This is a genomic window from Amaricoccus sp., from assembly GCF_036846665.1.
GTDB lineage: Bacteria > Pseudomonadota > Alphaproteobacteria > Rhodobacterales > Rhodobacteraceae > Amaricoccus.
On sequence record NZ_DAIUBO010000007.1, the window covers coordinates 1 to 16,093 of the forward strand.

14 protein-coding genes are annotated in these 16,093 nt (G+C 67.9%); 11 read left to right on the plus strand and 3 right to left on the minus strand.

The window, feature by feature from the left end:
* The 9 genes from V7050_RS01410 to V7050_RS01450 form a co-directional block, all read left to right on the plus strand.
* Positions 1 to 1,279, plus strand: a 1,279-nt coding sequence (locus V7050_RS01410) for an NAD(P)/FAD-dependent oxidoreductase (protein ID WP_324410189.1), incomplete at its 5' end; no start/stop codon positions are given.
* A gap of 39 nt (positions 1,280 to 1,318) precedes the next feature.
* Positions 1,319 to 2,407 (plus strand): polyamine ABC transporter substrate-binding protein, encoded by a 1,089-nt coding sequence (locus V7050_RS01415; protein WP_324367567.1) that lies wholly within the window; start codon positions 1,319 to 1,321, stop codon positions 2,405 to 2,407.
* A 102-nt stretch (positions 2,408 to 2,509) separates the two neighbouring features.
* A complete protein-coding gene (locus tag V7050_RS01420; protein WP_324367569.1) occupies positions 2,510 to 3,598 on the plus strand; it encodes a polyamine ABC transporter substrate-binding protein in 1,089 nt (362 codons plus the stop codon).
* A 69-nt stretch (positions 3,599 to 3,667) separates the two neighbouring features.
* The gene (locus tag V7050_RS01425) at positions 3,668 to 4,807 is read left to right on the plus strand and encodes an ABC transporter ATP-binding protein (protein WP_324367571.1); all 1,140 of its coding nucleotides are present in this window, start codon (positions 3,668 to 3,670) and stop codon (positions 4,805 to 4,807) included.
* Entirely contained in the window at positions 4,804 to 5,745 is a 942-nt protein-coding gene (locus V7050_RS01430) for an ABC transporter permease subunit (protein ID WP_324367573.1), read from the plus strand. Before V7050_RS01425 ends, V7050_RS01430 begins: the two co-directional genes overlap by 4 nt.
* A complete protein-coding gene (locus V7050_RS01435) occupies positions 5,742 to 6,542 on the plus strand; it encodes an ABC transporter permease subunit (protein ID WP_324367575.1) in 801 nt (266 codons plus the stop codon). Before V7050_RS01430 ends, V7050_RS01435 begins: the two co-directional genes overlap by 4 nt.
* Positions 6,535 to 7,506 carry an agmatinase gene (gene speB, locus V7050_RS01440; RefSeq protein WP_324367577.1) on the plus strand — a complete coding sequence of 324 codons (972 nt, stop codon included), beginning with the start codon at positions 6,535 to 6,537 and terminating at the stop codon, positions 7,504 to 7,506. Before V7050_RS01435 ends, speB begins: the two co-directional genes overlap by 8 nt.
* A 9-nt stretch (positions 7,507 to 7,515) precedes the next feature.
* Positions 7,516 to 8,889 (plus strand): glutamine synthetase family protein, encoded by a 1,374-nt coding sequence (locus tag V7050_RS01445; RefSeq protein WP_324367579.1) that lies wholly within the window; start codon positions 7,516 to 7,518, stop codon positions 8,887 to 8,889.
* A 7-nt stretch (positions 8,890 to 8,896) separates the two neighbouring features.
* The gene (locus tag V7050_RS01450) at positions 8,897 to 10,204 is read left to right on the plus strand and encodes an NAD(P)/FAD-dependent oxidoreductase (protein ID WP_324367581.1); all 1,308 of its coding nucleotides are present in this window, start codon (positions 8,897 to 8,899) and stop codon (positions 10,202 to 10,204) included.
* Between the two features lie 30 nt (positions 10,205 to 10,234).
* On the opposite strand, the gene V7050_RS01455 is transcribed toward V7050_RS01450, so the two are convergent.
* The 3 genes from V7050_RS01455 to V7050_RS01465 are packed head-to-tail and all read right to left on the minus strand — an operon-like array spanning position 10,235 to position 13,721.
* Complete coding sequence (locus V7050_RS01455; protein ID WP_324367583.1) at positions 10,235 to 11,200, minus strand: ABC transporter permease; 966 nt, start codon at positions 11,198 to 11,200, stop codon at positions 10,235 to 10,237.
* 12 nt (positions 11,201 to 11,212) lie between these two features.
* The gene (locus V7050_RS01460; protein WP_324374090.1) at positions 11,213 to 12,715 is read right to left on the minus strand and encodes a sugar ABC transporter ATP-binding protein; all 1,503 of its coding nucleotides are present in this window, start codon (positions 12,713 to 12,715) and stop codon (positions 11,213 to 11,215) included.
* 55 nt (positions 12,716 to 12,770) lie between these two features.
* The gene (locus tag V7050_RS01465) at positions 12,771 to 13,721 is read right to left on the minus strand and encodes a sugar-binding protein (protein WP_324367585.1); all 951 of its coding nucleotides are present in this window, start codon (positions 13,719 to 13,721) and stop codon (positions 12,771 to 12,773) included.
* 229 nt (positions 13,722 to 13,950) lie between these two features.
* On the opposite strand from V7050_RS01465, the gene V7050_RS01470 reads away from it, so the two are divergent.
* Positions 13,951 to 15,033, plus strand: coding sequence for a LacI family DNA-binding transcriptional regulator (locus V7050_RS01470; RefSeq protein ID WP_324367586.1), 1,083 nt, complete (start codon positions 13,951 to 13,953; stop codon positions 15,031 to 15,033).
* 10 nt (positions 15,034 to 15,043) lie between these two features.
* Positions 15,044 to 16,024: an NAD-dependent epimerase/dehydratase family protein gene (locus V7050_RS01475; RefSeq protein ID WP_324367588.1), complete on the plus strand. Its 981-nt coding sequence runs from the start codon at positions 15,044 to 15,046 to the stop codon at positions 16,022 to 16,024.
* Positions 16,025 to 16,093: the final 69 nt, after the last annotated feature.

The window sequence follows — 16,093 nt, forward strand, 5'->3', positions numbered from 1 at the left end:
AACCGGCGCCTATCCGGCCAGCTATTACGCGGCTTCGGCCAATCCCGCGCCGGAGCGCCCGCCGCTCGAAGGCGACGTCGCGGCGGAGGTCTGCATCGTCGGGGGCGGCTTCACCGGGCTTTCGGCGGGGATCGAGCTGGCCGAGCGCGGCCACAAGGTCGTTCTGCTCGAAGGCGCGCGCATCGGCTGGGGCGCATCGGGCCGCAACGGCGGGCAGATCGTCAACGGGCTGAATGCGAGCCTCGAGACGATCACGGCGCGCTATGGCCGGGAGACCGCGGATTTCGTCGGGAAGGTGGTGCAGGAAGGCGGCGCGCTGATCCGGGAGCGGGTCGCGAGATACGCCATCGCCTGCGACCTCAAGGACGGCAACATCTTCACGGCCTTCACCGCGCGGCAGATGAAGGACCTCGAGGCCAAGCAGGCGCTCTGGCGCCGGCACGGTCACGACAATTTCGAGATGCTCGACCGCGCGGCCCTGCGCCGGCATCTGGGCAGCGACGCCTATCTCGGGGGCATGCTCGACCGGAGCGGCGGCCACATGCATCCGCTGAACCTCGCGCTCGGCGAGGCGGCGGCCTTCGAGCGCCTCGGTGGCGTGATCCACGAGGCGAGCATGGTGACCGCCATCGAGGACGTGGCGGGAAGCCCCGTCGTGCGCACCGCCCGCGGCTCGGTCCGGCCGGAGGCGCTGATCCTCGGCGGCAATGCCTATCTCGGCCATCTGGTGCCCGAGCTCGAAGATCGGATCATGCCCTTCTCCACGCAGATGATCGCGACCGAGCCGCTCGGCGCGCGCGCCGCGGAGATCCTTCCGAGCGACATGTGCGTGGAGGACATGCGCTACGTGCTCGACTACTACCGGCTCTCGGCCGATAGGCGGCTGCTCTTCGGGGGCGGCACGGTCTATGGCGGCACCGATCCCGCGGACATCAAGGCCAAGCTCCTGCCGGCGCTGGGCAGGATCTTTCCGGGTCTCGCAGGCGTGGGCGTTGACTTCGCCTGGTCGGGCAATTGCGCGATTTCCTTCAGCCGGGTGCCGCAGATGGGGCGGCTCGGGGCGCGGAGCTATTTCGCCCAAGGCTACAGCGGCCATGGCGTGGTCGGGAGCCATCTCTTCGGACGCATCCTGGCCCAGGCGGTGGACGGGGACCGGTCGCGGTTCGACGTCTTCGCCGCGGTGCCGTGGATTCCCTTCCCCGGGGGGCGCCGTTTCGCCGTTCCCTATTCCATGGTCGGATCGTGGTGGTACATGCTCCGCGACCGGCTGGGCGTCTGACGCCGGACGTCGGCACAACAACAGGAGAGGATGAAGACCATGAAGATCAGGACGCAACTTGCGCTGGCCCTCGGGCTGGCGGCCGCCCCGGCGCTTGCCGCCGAGGGCGAACTGCACATCTACAACTGGTCCGACTACATCGCCGAGGACACCATCGCCAAGTTCGAGGCCGAGACCGGGGTCAAGGTCGTCTACGACGTCTACGATTCCAACGAGGTGCTGGAAGCGAAGCTGCTCGCCGGTTCCTCGGGCTACGATCTCGTGGTCCCGACCTCGTCCTTCCTGCAGCGCCAGATCGGCGCCGGGGTCTATCAGCCGCTGAACAAGGACCTTCTGCCGAACCTCGCGAACATGGATCCCGACCTTATGGAGCGCGCCGCGGCCTATGATCCGGGAAACGAGCATGCCGTCATCTACATGTGGGGCACGGTCGGCATCGGCTACAATGTCGAGAAGGTTCGCGAGCGGCTGGGCGAGGATGTGACGGTCGACAGCTGGTCGATGATCTTCGATCCCGAGATCGCCGCGAAGCTTGCGGATTGCGGCCTGACGCTGCTCGATTCCAAGACCGACATGCTGGAGACGGCGCTGAACTATCTCGGCTTCGATCCCAATTCCAATGACGCCGACGAACTGGAGCAGGCGAAGGATCTGCTTCTCGGCATTCGGCCCTATGTGCGCTACTTCAGTTCCTCGCAGTACATCTCCGATCTCGCGAATGGCGAGGTCTGTGTATCGGTCGGATTCTCCGGCGACATCTTCATCGCGGCGGATCGTGCGGTCGAGGCCGGCAATGGCATCGAGATCGGCTATTCCATCCCGAAGGAGGGCGGCCAGCAATGGTTCGACATGATGGCGATCCCGGCGGATGCGCCGAACCCCGAGGCGGCGCATGCCTTCATGAATTTCGTGATGGAGCCGCAGATCTCCGCCGACATCACCAATTACGTGTTCTATGCCAATGCCAATGCGGCCTCGACGGATCTGATCGATCCCGAGATCACCGGCGACCCGGCGGTCTATCCGGACCAGGAGGTCCGGGCCAAGCTCTGGCCGACGCTGGCCAAGGACGCCCGCACCGACCGGCTGACGACACGGCTCTGGACCCAGGTCAAGACGGGACAGTAGTTCTACTTTAGGTTGCGCATCTGCGCGTTATGCGCCACATTCCCGGGGGCCGTGACGACGGCCCCCGGCGGATGCCTGCCGGTTCGGAATGGAGAACCGCATATGCGACCTAAGGGGATCGCGCTTCTCGTGCTGGCGCTGGCGGCGGGTGCGCCCGCAGCGGCCGGGGGCGTCCTGCGCGTGTTCAACTGGTCAAACTACATCGCGGACGACACGATCGCGGCTTTCGAAGCCGCCACCGGCATCGACGTGATCTACACCACCTACGATTCGATGGAGGAACTCGAACTGTCGCTGCTCACGGGGGTTTCCGGGGCCGACATCGTCGTTCCGTCCTCGGATTTCCTGCGGCGCGCAATCAAGAACGACGTCTTCATGCCGCTCGACCGCGACAGGATCCCCAATTGGCGCAATCTCGACCCCGGTCAGATGGCCAAGGCCGCTGCCTACGACCCGGGCAACGCCCATGCGGCCATCTATCTCTGGGGCACGACGGGCCTCGGGTACAATGTCGACGAGGTCCGGCGGCGACTGGGTCCGGATGCGCCGGTCGACAGCTGGTCGCTGATCTTCGACCCGCATTATGCCGCCAAACTCGCCGATTGCGGCATCACCATGCTCGATTCCCCTGTGGAGGTGCTTCCGGCGGTGCTGAAGTATCTCGGCCTCGATCCCGCCGCGCCGGGTCCCGATGACCTCGCGCGGGCGGAGGAGGCGCTGGACGCCATCCGTCCCTTCGTGCGCGACTTCAATTCCGCACGCTACATCGAGGATCTGGCAAGTGGATCTGTCTGCCTCTCCTTTGGCTGGTCGGGTGATGTCTTCATGGCTGCCGAGCGGGCGGAAGCGGCGGGCAATGGCGTGCAGATCGGCTATGCGATCCCGAAGGAAGGGGCGCAGCAATGGTTCGACATGATGGCGATCCCGGCCGAGGCCCCGAACCCGGATGCGGCCCATGCCTTCATCGACTTCGTGCTGCGGCCCGAGATCATGGCCGGGATCACGAACTACGTCTATTTCCCCAATGCGGTGACGGCGTCGCAGCCCTATGTCGACGAGGCGATCCGGGAGAATGCCGAGATCTATCCGCCCGGCGAGGTGCTCGACGCATTGTTTCCCGCGGCACTCTATGATGCGGCGACGCAGCGGAGCCTGGCGCGCCTCTGGACACGGATGCGCGCCGGACAATAAGCTCGACGCGGAAATCCGCCGCCGATGCGGCCCGCGGCGGGTAGCGCCGTCTGGAGCTTCGGAACGCCCATGAACGAGACCGTGCCGGTTGCTCTGAGAAAACCCTGGGCCGGCGGTTCGGAACCGCCCTTCGTCCGCATCCAGAAGATCACCAAGCGTTTCGGGGATTTCACCGCCGTCGAGGACGTGAGCCTCGACATCTTCAAGGGCGAGCTCTTCTGCCTGCTGGGGGGGTCGGGCTGCGGCAAGTCGACGCTTCTGCGCATGCTTGCGGGCTTCGAGACGCCCTCCTCGGGGCGCATCGAGATCGACGGGCAGGACATGGCCGGCAAGGCGCCCTACGAGCGGCCGACCAACATGATGTTCCAGTCCTACGCGCTCTTCCCGCACATGAGTGTCGAGAAGAACGTCGCCTACGGGCTGCAGCGCGACGGCATCGGCCGCGCGGAGGCCCACGACCGGGCAACGGACATGCTGAAGATGGTGCAGCTCAGCCAGTTCGCCGGGCGCAAGCCGCATCAGCTCTCGGGCGGCCAGCGGCAGCGGGTGGCCCTGGCCCGCAGCCTGGTCAAGCGGCCGAAGCTCCTGCTGCTCGACGAGCCGCTGGGCGCGCTCGACAAGAAGCTCCGCGAGGAGACGCAGTTCGAGCTGGTCAAAATCCAGGAGACGCTCGGCGTCACCTTCATCGTCGTGACCCACGACCAGGAAGAAGCGATGACGCTCTCCACCCGGATCGGCGTGATGAACGAGGGGGTCATCGTCCAGGTCGGCGAACCCTCCGAGATCTACGAGCATCCGGGGTCGCGCTTCGTCGCCGATTTCATCGGCTCGGTGAACCTCTTCGAGGGCCGGGTCACCGAGGACAAGCCGGATTATGTCGAGATCGCGGCGCCGGATCTCGGGGGCAGCATCCATGTCGGCCACGGGGTGAGCTGCACGGTGAACCAGCAGGTCTGGTACGCGATCCGTCCCGAGAAGGTGCGGCTGAGCCGCGAACGGCCGGAAAGCCGGCGCAACGCCTTCGAGGGCGTCATCGACGAGGTCGCCTATCTCGGCAATCTCTCGATCTTCCGCATCCGGCTCGCGAACGGGGTTCTGGTGCGCGCGACGCGGGCGAATCTCTCCCGCTACGACGACGAGGCGCTCACCTGGGACGAAAAGGTCTGGATCGCCTGGGACGACACCGCCGGCGTGGTGCTGACCCGATGACCGGGGCGATCGAGCGTTTCCCGCCGTTCCGCTGGACCGCGGCGGTTCTGCGCCGGCTGGGGCTCGGCGGGCGCGTCCTCGTGGTCGCCGTGCCGTTTCTCTGGCTGCTGGTCTTCTTCCTGATCCCGTTCCTGGTGGTCGCCAAGATCAGCCTGAGCGAGCCGGCGATCGCCATGCCGCCCTACCTGCCGCTGGTGGAATGGGACGGGGCACGGGCGCTCTTGACGCTGAACTTCGAGAACTTCGCCTATCTGCTCAGCGACCCGCTCTATCTCAACGCCTATATCTTCTCCATCAAGGTGGCCTTCGTCTCCGCGGTCATCGCGCTGCTCGTCGGCTATCCGATGGCCTATTACATCGCCCGCTCGCCCGAGCCGCGGCGCTCGCTGCTGCTCACGCTGGTGATCCTGCCGTTCTGGACCTCGTTCCTGCTGCGCGTCTACGCTTGGCAGGGCTTCCTGCGCTCGAACGGGGTCATCAACAACTTCCTGCTCTGGACCGGGATCATCGACCAGCCGCTGGTGATGCTGCAGACCGATTTCGCGGTCTATCTCGGCATCGTCTATACCTACCTGCCCTTCATGATCCTGCCGCTCTATGCCAATCTGGTGAAGCTCGACGAGAGCCTGCTCGAGGCTTCCGCGGATCTCGGGGGGCGGCCGCTCGTCACCTTCTTCCACATCACGCTGCCGCTCTCGATGCCGGGCATCATCGCCGGCTTCATGCTGGTCTTCGTGCCCGCGATCGGCGAATTCGTGATCCCCGAACTGCTGGGCGGGCCCGACACGCTGATGATCGGCCGGGTGCTCTGGAACGAGTTCTTCTCCAACCGCGACTGGCCGGTGGCGAGCGCCGTGGCGATCGCGATGCTGATCGTCCTGGTCGTCCCGATCATGATCCTGCGCAGCGTGCAGGCCGACAAGGGAGAGACGACGTGAAGGCGGGCGGATTGCTGCGCATCTTCTGCGTGCTGGGGTTCATCTTTCTCTATGCGCCGATCCTGTCGCTGATCATCTTCAGCTTCAACGAGAGCAAGCTGGTGACGGTCTGGGGCGGGTTCTCGACCAAATGGTATGGCGAGCTCTTCCGCGACCCGCAGATCCTCGGCTCGGCCTGGATCAGCTTCCAGGTGGCCTTCGTCACGGCGACGCTCGCGGTGATCCTCGGCACGCTCGCGGCCTATGTGCTGGTCCGGTTCGGGCGGTTCCGGGGCAGGGCGCTCCTGACCGGCATGTCCACGGCGCCCCTGGTGATGCCCGAGGTGATCACCGGCCTGTCGCTCCTGCTGCTCTTCGTCTCGATGGAGCAGCTGATCGGCTGGCCGGCGGGACGCGGCAAGACGACGATCATCATCGCGCATGTCACCTTCTGCATGGCCTATGTGGCGGTGGTGGTGCAGTCGCGGCTCGCCGGGCTCGACCGGGATCTGGAGGAAGCGGCGATGGATCTCGGCGCGCGTCCGGTCCGGGTCTTCTTCGACATCACCATCCCGGTGATCGCGCCGGCGCTGGTGGCCGGGTGGCTGCTCGCCTTCACGCTGTCGCTCGACGATCTCGTGGTGGCGAGCTTCGTGACCGGCCCGGGGGCCTCGACGCTGCCGATGGTGATCTTCTCCAAGGTGCGCCTCGGCGTCTCGCCCGACATCAATGCGCTGGCCACGATCATCATCGTCGTGGTGGCGATCGCGGTCGGCCTCGCCACCTGGTACATGCGCCGGAGCGCGCGCAATGGGTGAGGCGCGCGGCGATTCCGCCTTCCGTCTCGGACAGAGCCGGGAGCGCCTTCCGGAGATGACCTACGGCGGGGCGCTGTCCTTCCTGCGCCGGCGCTACAGCCGCGATCTCGCGGGCGTCGACGTGGCGGTGATGGGCGTGCCCTACGATGCCGCGGTCACCTATCGCCCGGGCTGCCGGCTGGGGCCGCGGGCGATCCGGGCGGCCTCGGTCCAGCTCGCCGAACTCAAGGCCTTTCCCTTCGGCTTCGATCTGCTGGAATCCCTGTCGGTCGTCGATTTCGGCGATTGCTGGATCGATCCGCATCATCCCGAGACCGTCGCGCGCGACATCGAGGCGCAGGCAAGCGAGATTCTCGCCGCGGGCGCGCGGCTCCTGACCTTAGGCGGCGACCATTTCGTGAGCTGGCCGCTCCTCAGGGCCCATGCGGAACGCCACGGTCCGCTCGCGCTCATCCAGGTCGATGCCCATGGCGATCTCTGGCCGGACGATCCGGGCCGGCTCGACCACGGCACAATGATGGGCCGGGCGATCCGCGAGGGACTGGTCGATCCCGGCGCCTCGACGCAGATCGGCATCCGCACGTTCCATGACACGACCGAAGGGCTCGAGGTGCTCACGGCGCCCTGGGTCCATCGCAACGGCATCGGCACGGCGCTCGATGTCGCCTGCCGCCGCGCCGCGGGCAGGCCGGTCTATCTCTCCTTCGACATCGACGCGCTCGATCCGGCCTTCGCACCGGGGACCGGCACGCCGGTGCCCGGCGGGCTTGCGAGCTGGCAGGCGCTGGAACTGGTGCGGGGACTGCGCCCGCTCGATCTGGTGGGCATGGATGTCGTCGAGGTCTCGCCGCCCTTCGACCATGCCGAGATCACCGCGCTCGCCGCCGCGCATCTGGCCCATGACTGGCTCTGCGTCCTCGCCGAGAAGGCGGGGGCCGCGCGGGTCGATGTCGGCCATCTCTAGGAGACCTCCATGCCGCCCCCCTCGACCCGCGAAAGCATCCAGCGCCTGCCCGATCACTTTCGCGACTGGCTCGGCGACCGGCGCATCGAGGAAGTCGAGTGCATCGTGCCCGACATCGCCGGCATCTCGCGCGGCAAGGCGATGCCCTTCTCCAAGTTCGCGCGCGAGGACCGGATGTTCCTGCCGACCTCGATCTTCCACCAGACGATCGCCGGCGACTACGTCGAGATGCACGACGCCTTCCAGTGGACCGAGAGCGACATGGTGCTCAAGCCCGACTATTCCACGGGCACTGCGGCGCCCTGGGCCGACGACATCACGCTGCAGGTGATCCACAACGTCGAGAACCTCGCCGGCGAGCCGGTCAAGGTCTCGCCGCGCAACGTGCTGAAGCGGGTGGTCGCGCTCTATGCGGCGGAGGGCTGGGCGCCGGTGGTGGCGCCGGAGATGGAATTCTATCTCATCAAGCCCAACCTCAACCCCAACGAGCCGATCGAGCCGCCGCTCGGGCGCACCGGCCGGCAGATGGTCTCGCGTCAGGCCTATTCCATGTCGGCCGTCGACGAATACGGCAAGGTGATCGACGACATCTACGAATTCGCCGAGGCGCAGGGCTTCGAGCTCGACACCATCATCCAGGAGGGTGGCGCCGGACAGGTGGAGATCAACTTCCTGCACGGCGATCCCGTCGCGCTCGCCGACCAGGTGTTCTTCTTCAAGCGCACGATCCGCGAGGCCGCGCTCCGGAACAATTGCTTCGCCACCTTCATGGCCAAGCCGATGCAGCACGAGCCGGGCTCGGCGATGCATATCCACCATTCGGTCGTCGACATGCGCAGCGGCACGAATGTCTTCACGGCGGAGGACGGCTCGGCCACCGAGCACTTCCGCGCCTTCATCGGCGGGATGCAGCGGCACATGCCGACGGTGGTCTGCATGTTCGCGCCCTACGTCAACAGCTATCGCCGCTTCGTGCCCGGGGGCGCGGCGCCGATCAATCTCGAATGGGGGCCCGACAACCGCACCACCGGGATCCGCGTGCCGATCAGCGGGCCCGCGGCAAGGCGGGTGGAGAATCGCGTGGTCGGCATGGACTGCAACCCCTATCTGGCGCTGGCCGCGAGCCTCGCCTGCGGCTATCTCGGCATGAAGAACGCGATCATGCCGCGCGAGGCGGTGGCGGGAGAGGCCTATCACCGGCCGCGCGCCCTGCCGCGGGACCTGCTCTCGGCCCTCGATCTCTTCGAGAACTGCCCGGAGATCACCGAGGTGCTCGGCGCGGATTTCTGCACGCTCTACAAGGCGATCAAGCGCGACGAGGTGGAGACCTTCCTGCAGGTGATCTCGCCCTGGGAGCGGGATCATCTGCTCCTGAACGTCTGACGGCGGAATGCTCGCCGGGCATCTCGATCTGCTGACGGCGAACGACACGCCCGGCGAGCATGCCGCGAGCTGGTACGCCGCGACGGCCAGCCCGCCCGGCGGATTCGAACCGCTCGCCGGCGAGACCTCGGCGGATGTCTGCATCGTCGGCGGCGGCTATACCGGGCTTTCCGCGGCGCTGCATCTCGCCGAGGCGGGCTTCTCCGTGGTGCTGCTGGAGGCGAACCGGGTCGGCTGGGGCGCCTCGGGGCGCAACGGCGGCCAGCTGGGCAGCGGGCAGCGCCAGGACCAGGAATGGATCGAGAAGACCGCCGGCCGCGGCCGCGCGCGCGTCTTCTGGGACATGGCCGAGGAGGCCAAGGCACTCGTGCGCACGCGGGTGGCGCGGCATCGCATCGCTTGCGATCTCACGCCGGGCATCATCTATGCGGCGCACAAGGCGGCCCATGTGCCGGCGTTTCACGCGAGCGCGGAGAAGCTCCGGCGCGACTACGGCTATGACGCGGCCGAGGCGCTGGACAGGGCCGCTGTCCGCGAGGCCGTGGGCAGCGATGCCTATCACGGCGGCATCCGCGACCGCGGCGCGGCGCATCTGCATCCGCTGAACTTCGCGCTCGGACTGGCGCGGGCCGCGGCGCTGGCCGGGGCGCGCATCCACGAGCGCAGCCGGGTGACGCGGCTCGAGGGCGGCGCGAGCCCGAAGCTCGAGACGGCGCGAGGGGCGGTGCGGGCGCGGTTCGCGGTGCTGGCCGGCAACGGCTATCTCGGCGATCTCGTCCCGGAGGTCGCCGCGCGGGTGATGCCGATCAACAATTTCATCGTGGCGACGGCCCCGCTGGGTGCTGTGCCGCTGATCCGCGAGAACATGGGCGTCGCGGATTCGCGCTTCGTGGTCAATTACTTCCGACAGTCGCGCGACCACCGGCTGCTCTTCGGCGGCGGCGAGACCTATGGCTACCGCTTCCCGCGCGACATCGCCGCGCTGGTGCGGCCGCGGCTGGCGGCGATCTATCCCGCGCTCGCCGAGGTGCCGATCGACTATGCCTGGGGCGGCACGCTGGCGATCACGGTCAACCGGATGCCGGCATTCCAGCGGCTCGGGTCCCAGGTGTTCTCGGCGGCGGGATATTCCGGCCACGGCGTCGCGATGGCGACGCTGGCGGGCAAGCTCGTCGCCGAGGCGGTGCAGGGCACGGCGGAACGCTTTGACGTTCTGGCCGATCTGCCGCAGCGGAGCTTTCCCGGCGGCGCGTTCCTGCGCGCCCCGCTGCTCGCGCTGGCAATGAGCTGGTACGCGCTGCGCGACCGGTTGTGAGGGACGTCCGACCGGCGGGCCGGCCGCGGCTCACTGCCGCTGCTGCGCCGCGCGCCGCCGGCGGTATTCGCCGAACTGCTGGTCGACCAGCACGCCGATCAGGATCACCGATCCCATCACCGCGAAATTGAGCGAACTGGGGATGCCGAGCAGGTTCACGAGGTTCTGCAGCACCTGCAGGAGCACCGCCCCGAGGACCACGCCGATGATCGACCCCTCGCCGCCGCGCAGCGAGAAGCCGCCCAGTACCGCGGCGGCGATGGCGTAGAGCTCGTAGAAACCGCCGTGGGATGCCGGCGAGATCGAGCGGGTGTACATGGCGAAGAAGATCGCCGCGATCGCCGTCAGCACGCCGCAGATCACATAGGCCGTGACGATCACCCGACCCGTCGGCACGCCGGAATAGCGCGCCGCCTCCTCGTTCTTCCCGACCGCGTAGAGATGCCGCCCGTAGACCGAGCGGTGCAGCACGACCCACATCACCGCCGTGATGGCGAGCATGGCGAGAAACGAATGCGGCACCCCGAAGCTGCGCCCGGTCGCGAGCCATTCGAGCGTCGGAAAGCTGACGCCGAAGCCGAAGCCGGCGGTGGCATCGGCGGTATAGAACCGCGCGACGCCGCGATAGATCAGCAGGCCGCAGAGCGTGACGATGAAGGGCTGCATGTTCATGCGGGTGACCAGGAGCCCGTGCGCCAGCCCGATCAGCACGCCACCCGCGAGCATCAGCAGGAAGGCGAAGGGCCAAGGCATCGCATGGGTCACGATCAGGTCGATGAAGAGCACGCCCAGGAGCGCGATCACCGAACCTACCGAGAGCTCGATCCCGCCGGTGATGATCACGAAGCCCTGGCCAATCGCGAAGATGCCGAAGAGGCCGACGAGGTTCGCGGTATTGGCGAGGTTGATTGGCGAGAGGAACCGCGGGTTGATGATCGCCACGACCGCGCCGACCGCGAGGATCAGCACCAGGAGCCCGAGATCCTTCTTCTGCATGATCGCGGATCCCTATTGCAGATGCCCGACCGCGAGCCGCAGCACGGCCGCCTCGGAAAAATCTGGCCGGGCCAGCGTTCCGCTGATCCGGCCCTCGTGCATCACCGCGATCCGGTCGCTCACGCCGATGACCTCCTCCATGTCGCTCGAGATCATCAGGATCGCGACCCCGGAATCGGCGAGCGCCCGCAGCATATCGTAGATCTCCCGCTTCGCGCCCACGTCGATGCCCCGGGTCGGCTCGTCGAAGATGATCGCCTTGGGCGACATCGACAGCCATTTCGCCAGCACGACCTTCTGCTGGTTCCCGCCCGACAGCGATCCCACCGGGACATTCACGCCGGGCGCCCGGATCCGCAGCCGCTCGGCCTGATCCTCGGCGAGCGCGGTCTCGGCGGCCCGGTCGACCAGCCCGCGATGCGCGAGATCGGCGAGGCGGGGCAGAGAGATGTTCTGCGCGATGGCGAGGTCCAGCACGACGCCGCTGCCCTTGCGGTCCTCGGGAACCAGGTAGAGGCCCTGGGCGATGGCGTCGCACGGCGAGCGGATCGCGAGGTCGCGGCCGTCCAGCCGGACGACGCCTGCCGTCAGCGGCTCGATGCCGAAGACCGCGCGGGCGAGTTCGGTGCGTCCTGCGCCGATCAGCCCGGCGAGGCCGAGGATCTCCCCGCGCCGCACGGCGATGTCGACGCCGGGATCGGGATGCGCCGGCGTGCGCGCGCCCCGGATCTCCAGGATCGGCGCGCCGGGCGCCGCCTGCGGCGGCCGATAGACCGACTTCAGGTCGCGGCCGATCATGTGCCGGACCATAGCCTCGGGCGAGATCTCGGCCTTGGCCAGTTCCGCGACCTTCCTGCCGTCGCGCAGCACCATGACCTGGTCGCTGCAGGCCGTGACCTCGTTGAGCCGGTGCGAGATGAAGATGATGCTGACCCCGGCCGCCCGCAGATCCCCGATCACCGCGAGCAGCCGGTCGGTCTCGGTGAGGGTCAGGCTCGAGGTCGGCTCGTCCATGATCACGAGGCGCGAGTCGAGCGACAGCGCCTTGGCGATTTCCACCAGCTGCCGCTGGGCGATGGAGAGCGACGCGACAGGGGTCGCAGGTGCGAAATCCGCCCCCAGCCGCTCGAAGAGCGGCGCCGCCGCCGCGGCGAGGCGCGCGCGGTCGACCAGCCGCAGCGGGCCGGCCTTCAGGGGCTCGCGGCCGATGAAGACATTTGCGGCGGCGTCTAGATTCTCGAAGAGGTTCAGCTCCTGGTGCACGAAGGCAATGCCGGCGGCGATGGCCTCGGCCACGGTCATGGCCGCCCGGTCCGTGCCGTCGACCCGGATCGTGCCGGCGGAGGGCTGCGCGACCCCGCCCAGCACCTTCATCAGCGTCGACTTGCCCGCGCCGTTCTCGCCGACGAGGCCGATCACCTCCCCCGGCGCCACCGAAAGGCTGACATCGTCGAGCGCGACGACGCCCGGGTATCGCTTGCCGATGTTCAGGAGCTCGAGGAAGGGTTCGGTCATTCGGTGGTCCCGCGGCGGGCGGGCCGGCGCGCGTAGGCCGGCCCGGCAGGCGGGATCAGCCCACGCTGGCGATCTTCGCCTTGAGGTCCTCCTCGAAGGCGTCGACATTCGACTGGTCGATGATCTTGGTGGGGATGATGATCAGCCCGTCCTCGGGGACCATCGAGCTGTCACCCTCCAGGTATTTCGCCATCAGCAGCATGCCCTGGTAGCCCCATTCGAAGGGCTGCTGCACCACGGTGCCGGCGAATTCGCCCGAGCGCACGGCGCCGAGCGTGATCGGATCCTCGTCGAAGGCGATGACGGTGATCTCGCCGAGCTTGCCGGCCGCCTGAAGCGCCTCGTAGATCCGCGGCGGGTTGTAGGAATAGAAGCCCACCATGCAGGTGATGTCCGGGTTCGCCGCGAGCACGTCGTCGACATTCGCCCGCGCCTTGGTCTGGTCGATGTCGTCGCCGCGCACATCGACCAGCTCGATCCCGGTGCCTTCCACGGCCTGACGGAAGCCGGCGATCCGCTCGACCGCGTTGTCCGCGCCGAGCAGGCCGACGAAGCCCATGCACTGGCCGCCGTCCGGCAGCGCCTTCTTGGCGATCTCGCCCGCCTGCACGCCGGCCTCGGTGTTCGACGAGCCGACATAGGCGATGCGGTCGCTGTCGGGCGCGTCGCTGTCGGTGGTGAAGAGCGGGATCTGCGCGGCGATCCGGTTGAAGGCGTCGATCGAGGTCTTGGGATCGGCCGAGGAGATCATGATCGCGTCGGTGCCGGCGGCGACGAGATCGTCCATCAGCGCGTTCTGCAGCGCGGCGGTGGCCTGGGCCGGATAGCGGAACTGCAGCTCGTAGCCGGGCAACTCGCCCTGCGCCTTGGCGACCCCGGCCTCGGCCAGCTTCCAGAAATCCGAGGCGCCGTTCACGACGAAGGCGAGCTGCGGCTTCTCCTGCGCCTGGACGGCGCCGGCCATTGCCAGCACCACGGCGACGCCGGCGATCAGGTTGCGTTGCATTGATTTTCCTCCCGTTTTCTTTCCGAGCGCCCCACAGCGGAGCGCCGCGAGCCGCGGTCCCGGAGGCCGCGGCCACCCGGCCATGCTAATATCACTCGCCGATTCTAGGCAACATGGAATAAGCATGGACATTTCAACTTGTTAATGATGATAATACGAATGGACGCCGGGCGGCGAAGTCGCGCATTCCGCTCGGCCGTCCCAAACAGGAGCCTGTGCGAGGGCCGGAATGAAGGGTGGCAGAAAGACGGTCGCGAACCCAGGGGGCGACGATGCCGCCGAAGCCGCGCGGCCGCCGACCATGATCGACGTCGCGGCGCGGGCAGGGGTGTCGCAGACCACGGTCTCGCTCGTGCTCAACAACAGCCAGGGCGCACGGCTCTCGGCCTCGACCCGGAGCCGGGTGCGCGAGGCGGCGCGCGACCTCGGCTATACGCTCACCCGCCGCGGCCCCGCCCAGCCAGACCGGGTGGGCTCCAGCGTCATCGGCTTTCTCTCCGACGAGATCTCCACCGATCCCTGGTGCGCCATGCAGCTCGACGCCGTGCGCGAGAAGGCCTGGGAGCACGGCCTGACCGTCACCGCCTGCGTCAGCCACAGCGACCGCGAACTCGAGGAGGCGCTGCTGGGCCAGCTCCTGCGCCAGCCCCTGGCCGGGCTTGTTTATGCCACGATCCTGACCCGCCACATCCGGCCGCTGCCGCAGCTCTACCGCATCCCGACCGTGCTGCTGAACTGCTTCGTGCAGAACCACAGCCTCGCCTCGGTGGTGCCGGGCGAGCTGCTCGGCGGCTATGTCGCCACGCTGCACCTGCTGCGGGCCGGCCACCGCCGCATCGGCCATATCGCCGGCCAGTCCTGGACCGATCCGTCGCGCGACCGGCTCAAGGGCTATCGCCGGGCGCTGGCCGAGCGCGACATCCTGTTCGATCCCGCGCTGGTGCTGCCCGGCAACTGGGAGCCGCCGACCGGCTACCAGCACACGGTGACGCTGATGGACCTGCCGGACCCGCCGACGGCGATCTTCGTGGCCAACGACATGATGGCGGTCGGCGTCTATGACGCGCTCAAGGAACGGGGCCTGCGCATCCCGCAGGATGTCTCGGTGGTGGGCTACGACGACCGCGAGATCGCCCAGTTCATGCGCCCGCCGCTGACCACCGTGGTGCTGCCGCATTCGGAGATGGGCGTCCAGGCCGCCGAGGTGCTGATCGACGGCCAGATCCGCGCCGAGGGCCGGCAGCCGCAGGTCAAGGTGGAATGCACCCTGGTCGATCGCGAATCGGTCGCGCCGCCGCGCCCGCGAAACTGAGGAGGGGACGATGCGGATCCTGGTCACCGGGCCCACCGGCAAGGTCGGCCGGCGGCTGATCGACCGACTGCTCGTGGACCCGGAATGGCGGCACGCCCGCATCCGCGCGCTCTGCCACAACCGGACGCTGCCGGAGGGCGAGCGGGTCGAGGTCGTCCGGGGCAGCATCGCCGACCGCGAGACCGCCGAACGCGCCATCGCCGGGGTCAGCCATGTCGTGCATCTGGCGACCTGCAAGGAAATGCCCGAACTCGTCATGGACGTGACGGTGAAGGGCCTCTTCTGGCTGCTCGAAGCCTTCCGCGACAGCCCGACGGCGCAGCGGTTCCTGCTGATCGGCGGCGATGCCGGTGTCGGGCATTTCTACTACGCCCACGACGGGCCGCTGACCGAACGCACGCCGCACATGGCCTATCCGGGCTGCTACGCGCTCTCCAAGGTGCTGGAGGAGGTCATGCTGGCGCAGTTCGGCATCCAGTACGGGATCGACTGGACCTGCCTGCGCGCGCCCTGGATCATGGAAAAGGACGACTTCCGTTTTACGCTGAGCTTTGGCGACGACGTCTTCGGCGGGCCGGTCTGGAAGGACCTCGTGTCTGACGCGGTGGCGGCGCGATGCCGGGCGGAGGGAACCGTGCCGCGGCTGCTCGACGCCGAGGGCGCGCCGCTGAAGCGGAATTTCGTCCATGTGGACGACCTCACTTCCGCCATCCTCGCCGCGCTCGACTCGCCCGGGGCGGCGCAGCGGCTCTTCAACATCTGCATGGACGAGCCGGTGGATTACGGCGCGCTCGCCAGCTATCTGGCGCGCAGCCGCGGTCTCGGCGCCATCGACATCCCGAGCGCCTATCGCTCCAACTGGATGGACAATACGGCGGCGAAATTCGCGCTCGGCTGGCGTCCGGACTACGACATGGAGCGTCTGGTCGAGGCGGCCTGGGCCTATGAGCGGGCGCCCGACGACCCGCGGCGCATCTGGTATCCCGGCTGACGCGCCCCGGCCCTGGTTAATCATGTATGAAGATCGCGAGCTGGGATGCTGGCGAAACCGGCCGCGATC

Excerpts from the sequence above, each read along its gene's own strand:
- V7050_RS01415 (WP_324367567.1), top strand. The coding sequence starts at position 1,319 with ATGAAGATCAGGACGCAACTTGCGCTGGCCCTCGGGCTGGCGGCCGCC.
- V7050_RS01420 (WP_324367569.1), top strand. The coding sequence starts at position 2,510 with ATGCGACCTAAGGGGATCGCGCTTCTCGTGCTGGCGCTGGCGGCGGGT.
- V7050_RS01425 (WP_324367571.1), top strand. The coding sequence starts at position 3,668 with ATGAACGAGACCGTGCCGGTTGCTCTGAGAAAACCCTGGGCCGGCGGT.
- V7050_RS01430 (WP_324367573.1), top strand. The coding sequence starts at position 4,804 with ATGACCGGGGCGATCGAGCGTTTCCCGCCGTTCCGCTGGACCGCGGCG.
- speB (WP_324367577.1), top strand. The coding sequence starts at position 6,535 with ATGGGTGAGGCGCGCGGCGATTCCGCCTTCCGTCTCGGACAGAGCCGG.
- V7050_RS01445 (WP_324367579.1), top strand. The coding sequence starts at position 7,516 with ATGCCGCCCCCCTCGACCCGCGAAAGCATCCAGCGCCTGCCCGATCAC.
- V7050_RS01450 (WP_324367581.1), top strand. The coding sequence starts at position 8,897 with ATGCTCGCCGGGCATCTCGATCTGCTGACGGCGAACGACACGCCCGGC.
- V7050_RS01455 (WP_324367583.1), bottom strand. The coding sequence starts at position 11,200 with ATGCAGAAGAAGGATCTCGGGCTCCTGGTGCTGATCCTCGCGGTCGGC.
- V7050_RS01460 (WP_324374090.1), bottom strand. The coding sequence starts at position 12,715 with ATGACCGAACCCTTCCTCGAGCTCCTGAACATCGGCAAGCGATACCCG.
- V7050_RS01465 (WP_324367585.1), bottom strand. The coding sequence starts at position 13,721 with ATGCAACGCAACCTGATCGCCGGCGTCGCCGTGGTGCTGGCAATGGCC.
- V7050_RS01470 (WP_324367586.1), top strand. The coding sequence starts at position 13,951 with ATGAAGGGTGGCAGAAAGACGGTCGCGAACCCAGGGGGCGACGATGCC.
- V7050_RS01475 (WP_324367588.1), top strand. The coding sequence starts at position 15,044 with ATGCGGATCCTGGTCACCGGGCCCACCGGCAAGGTCGGCCGGCGGCTG.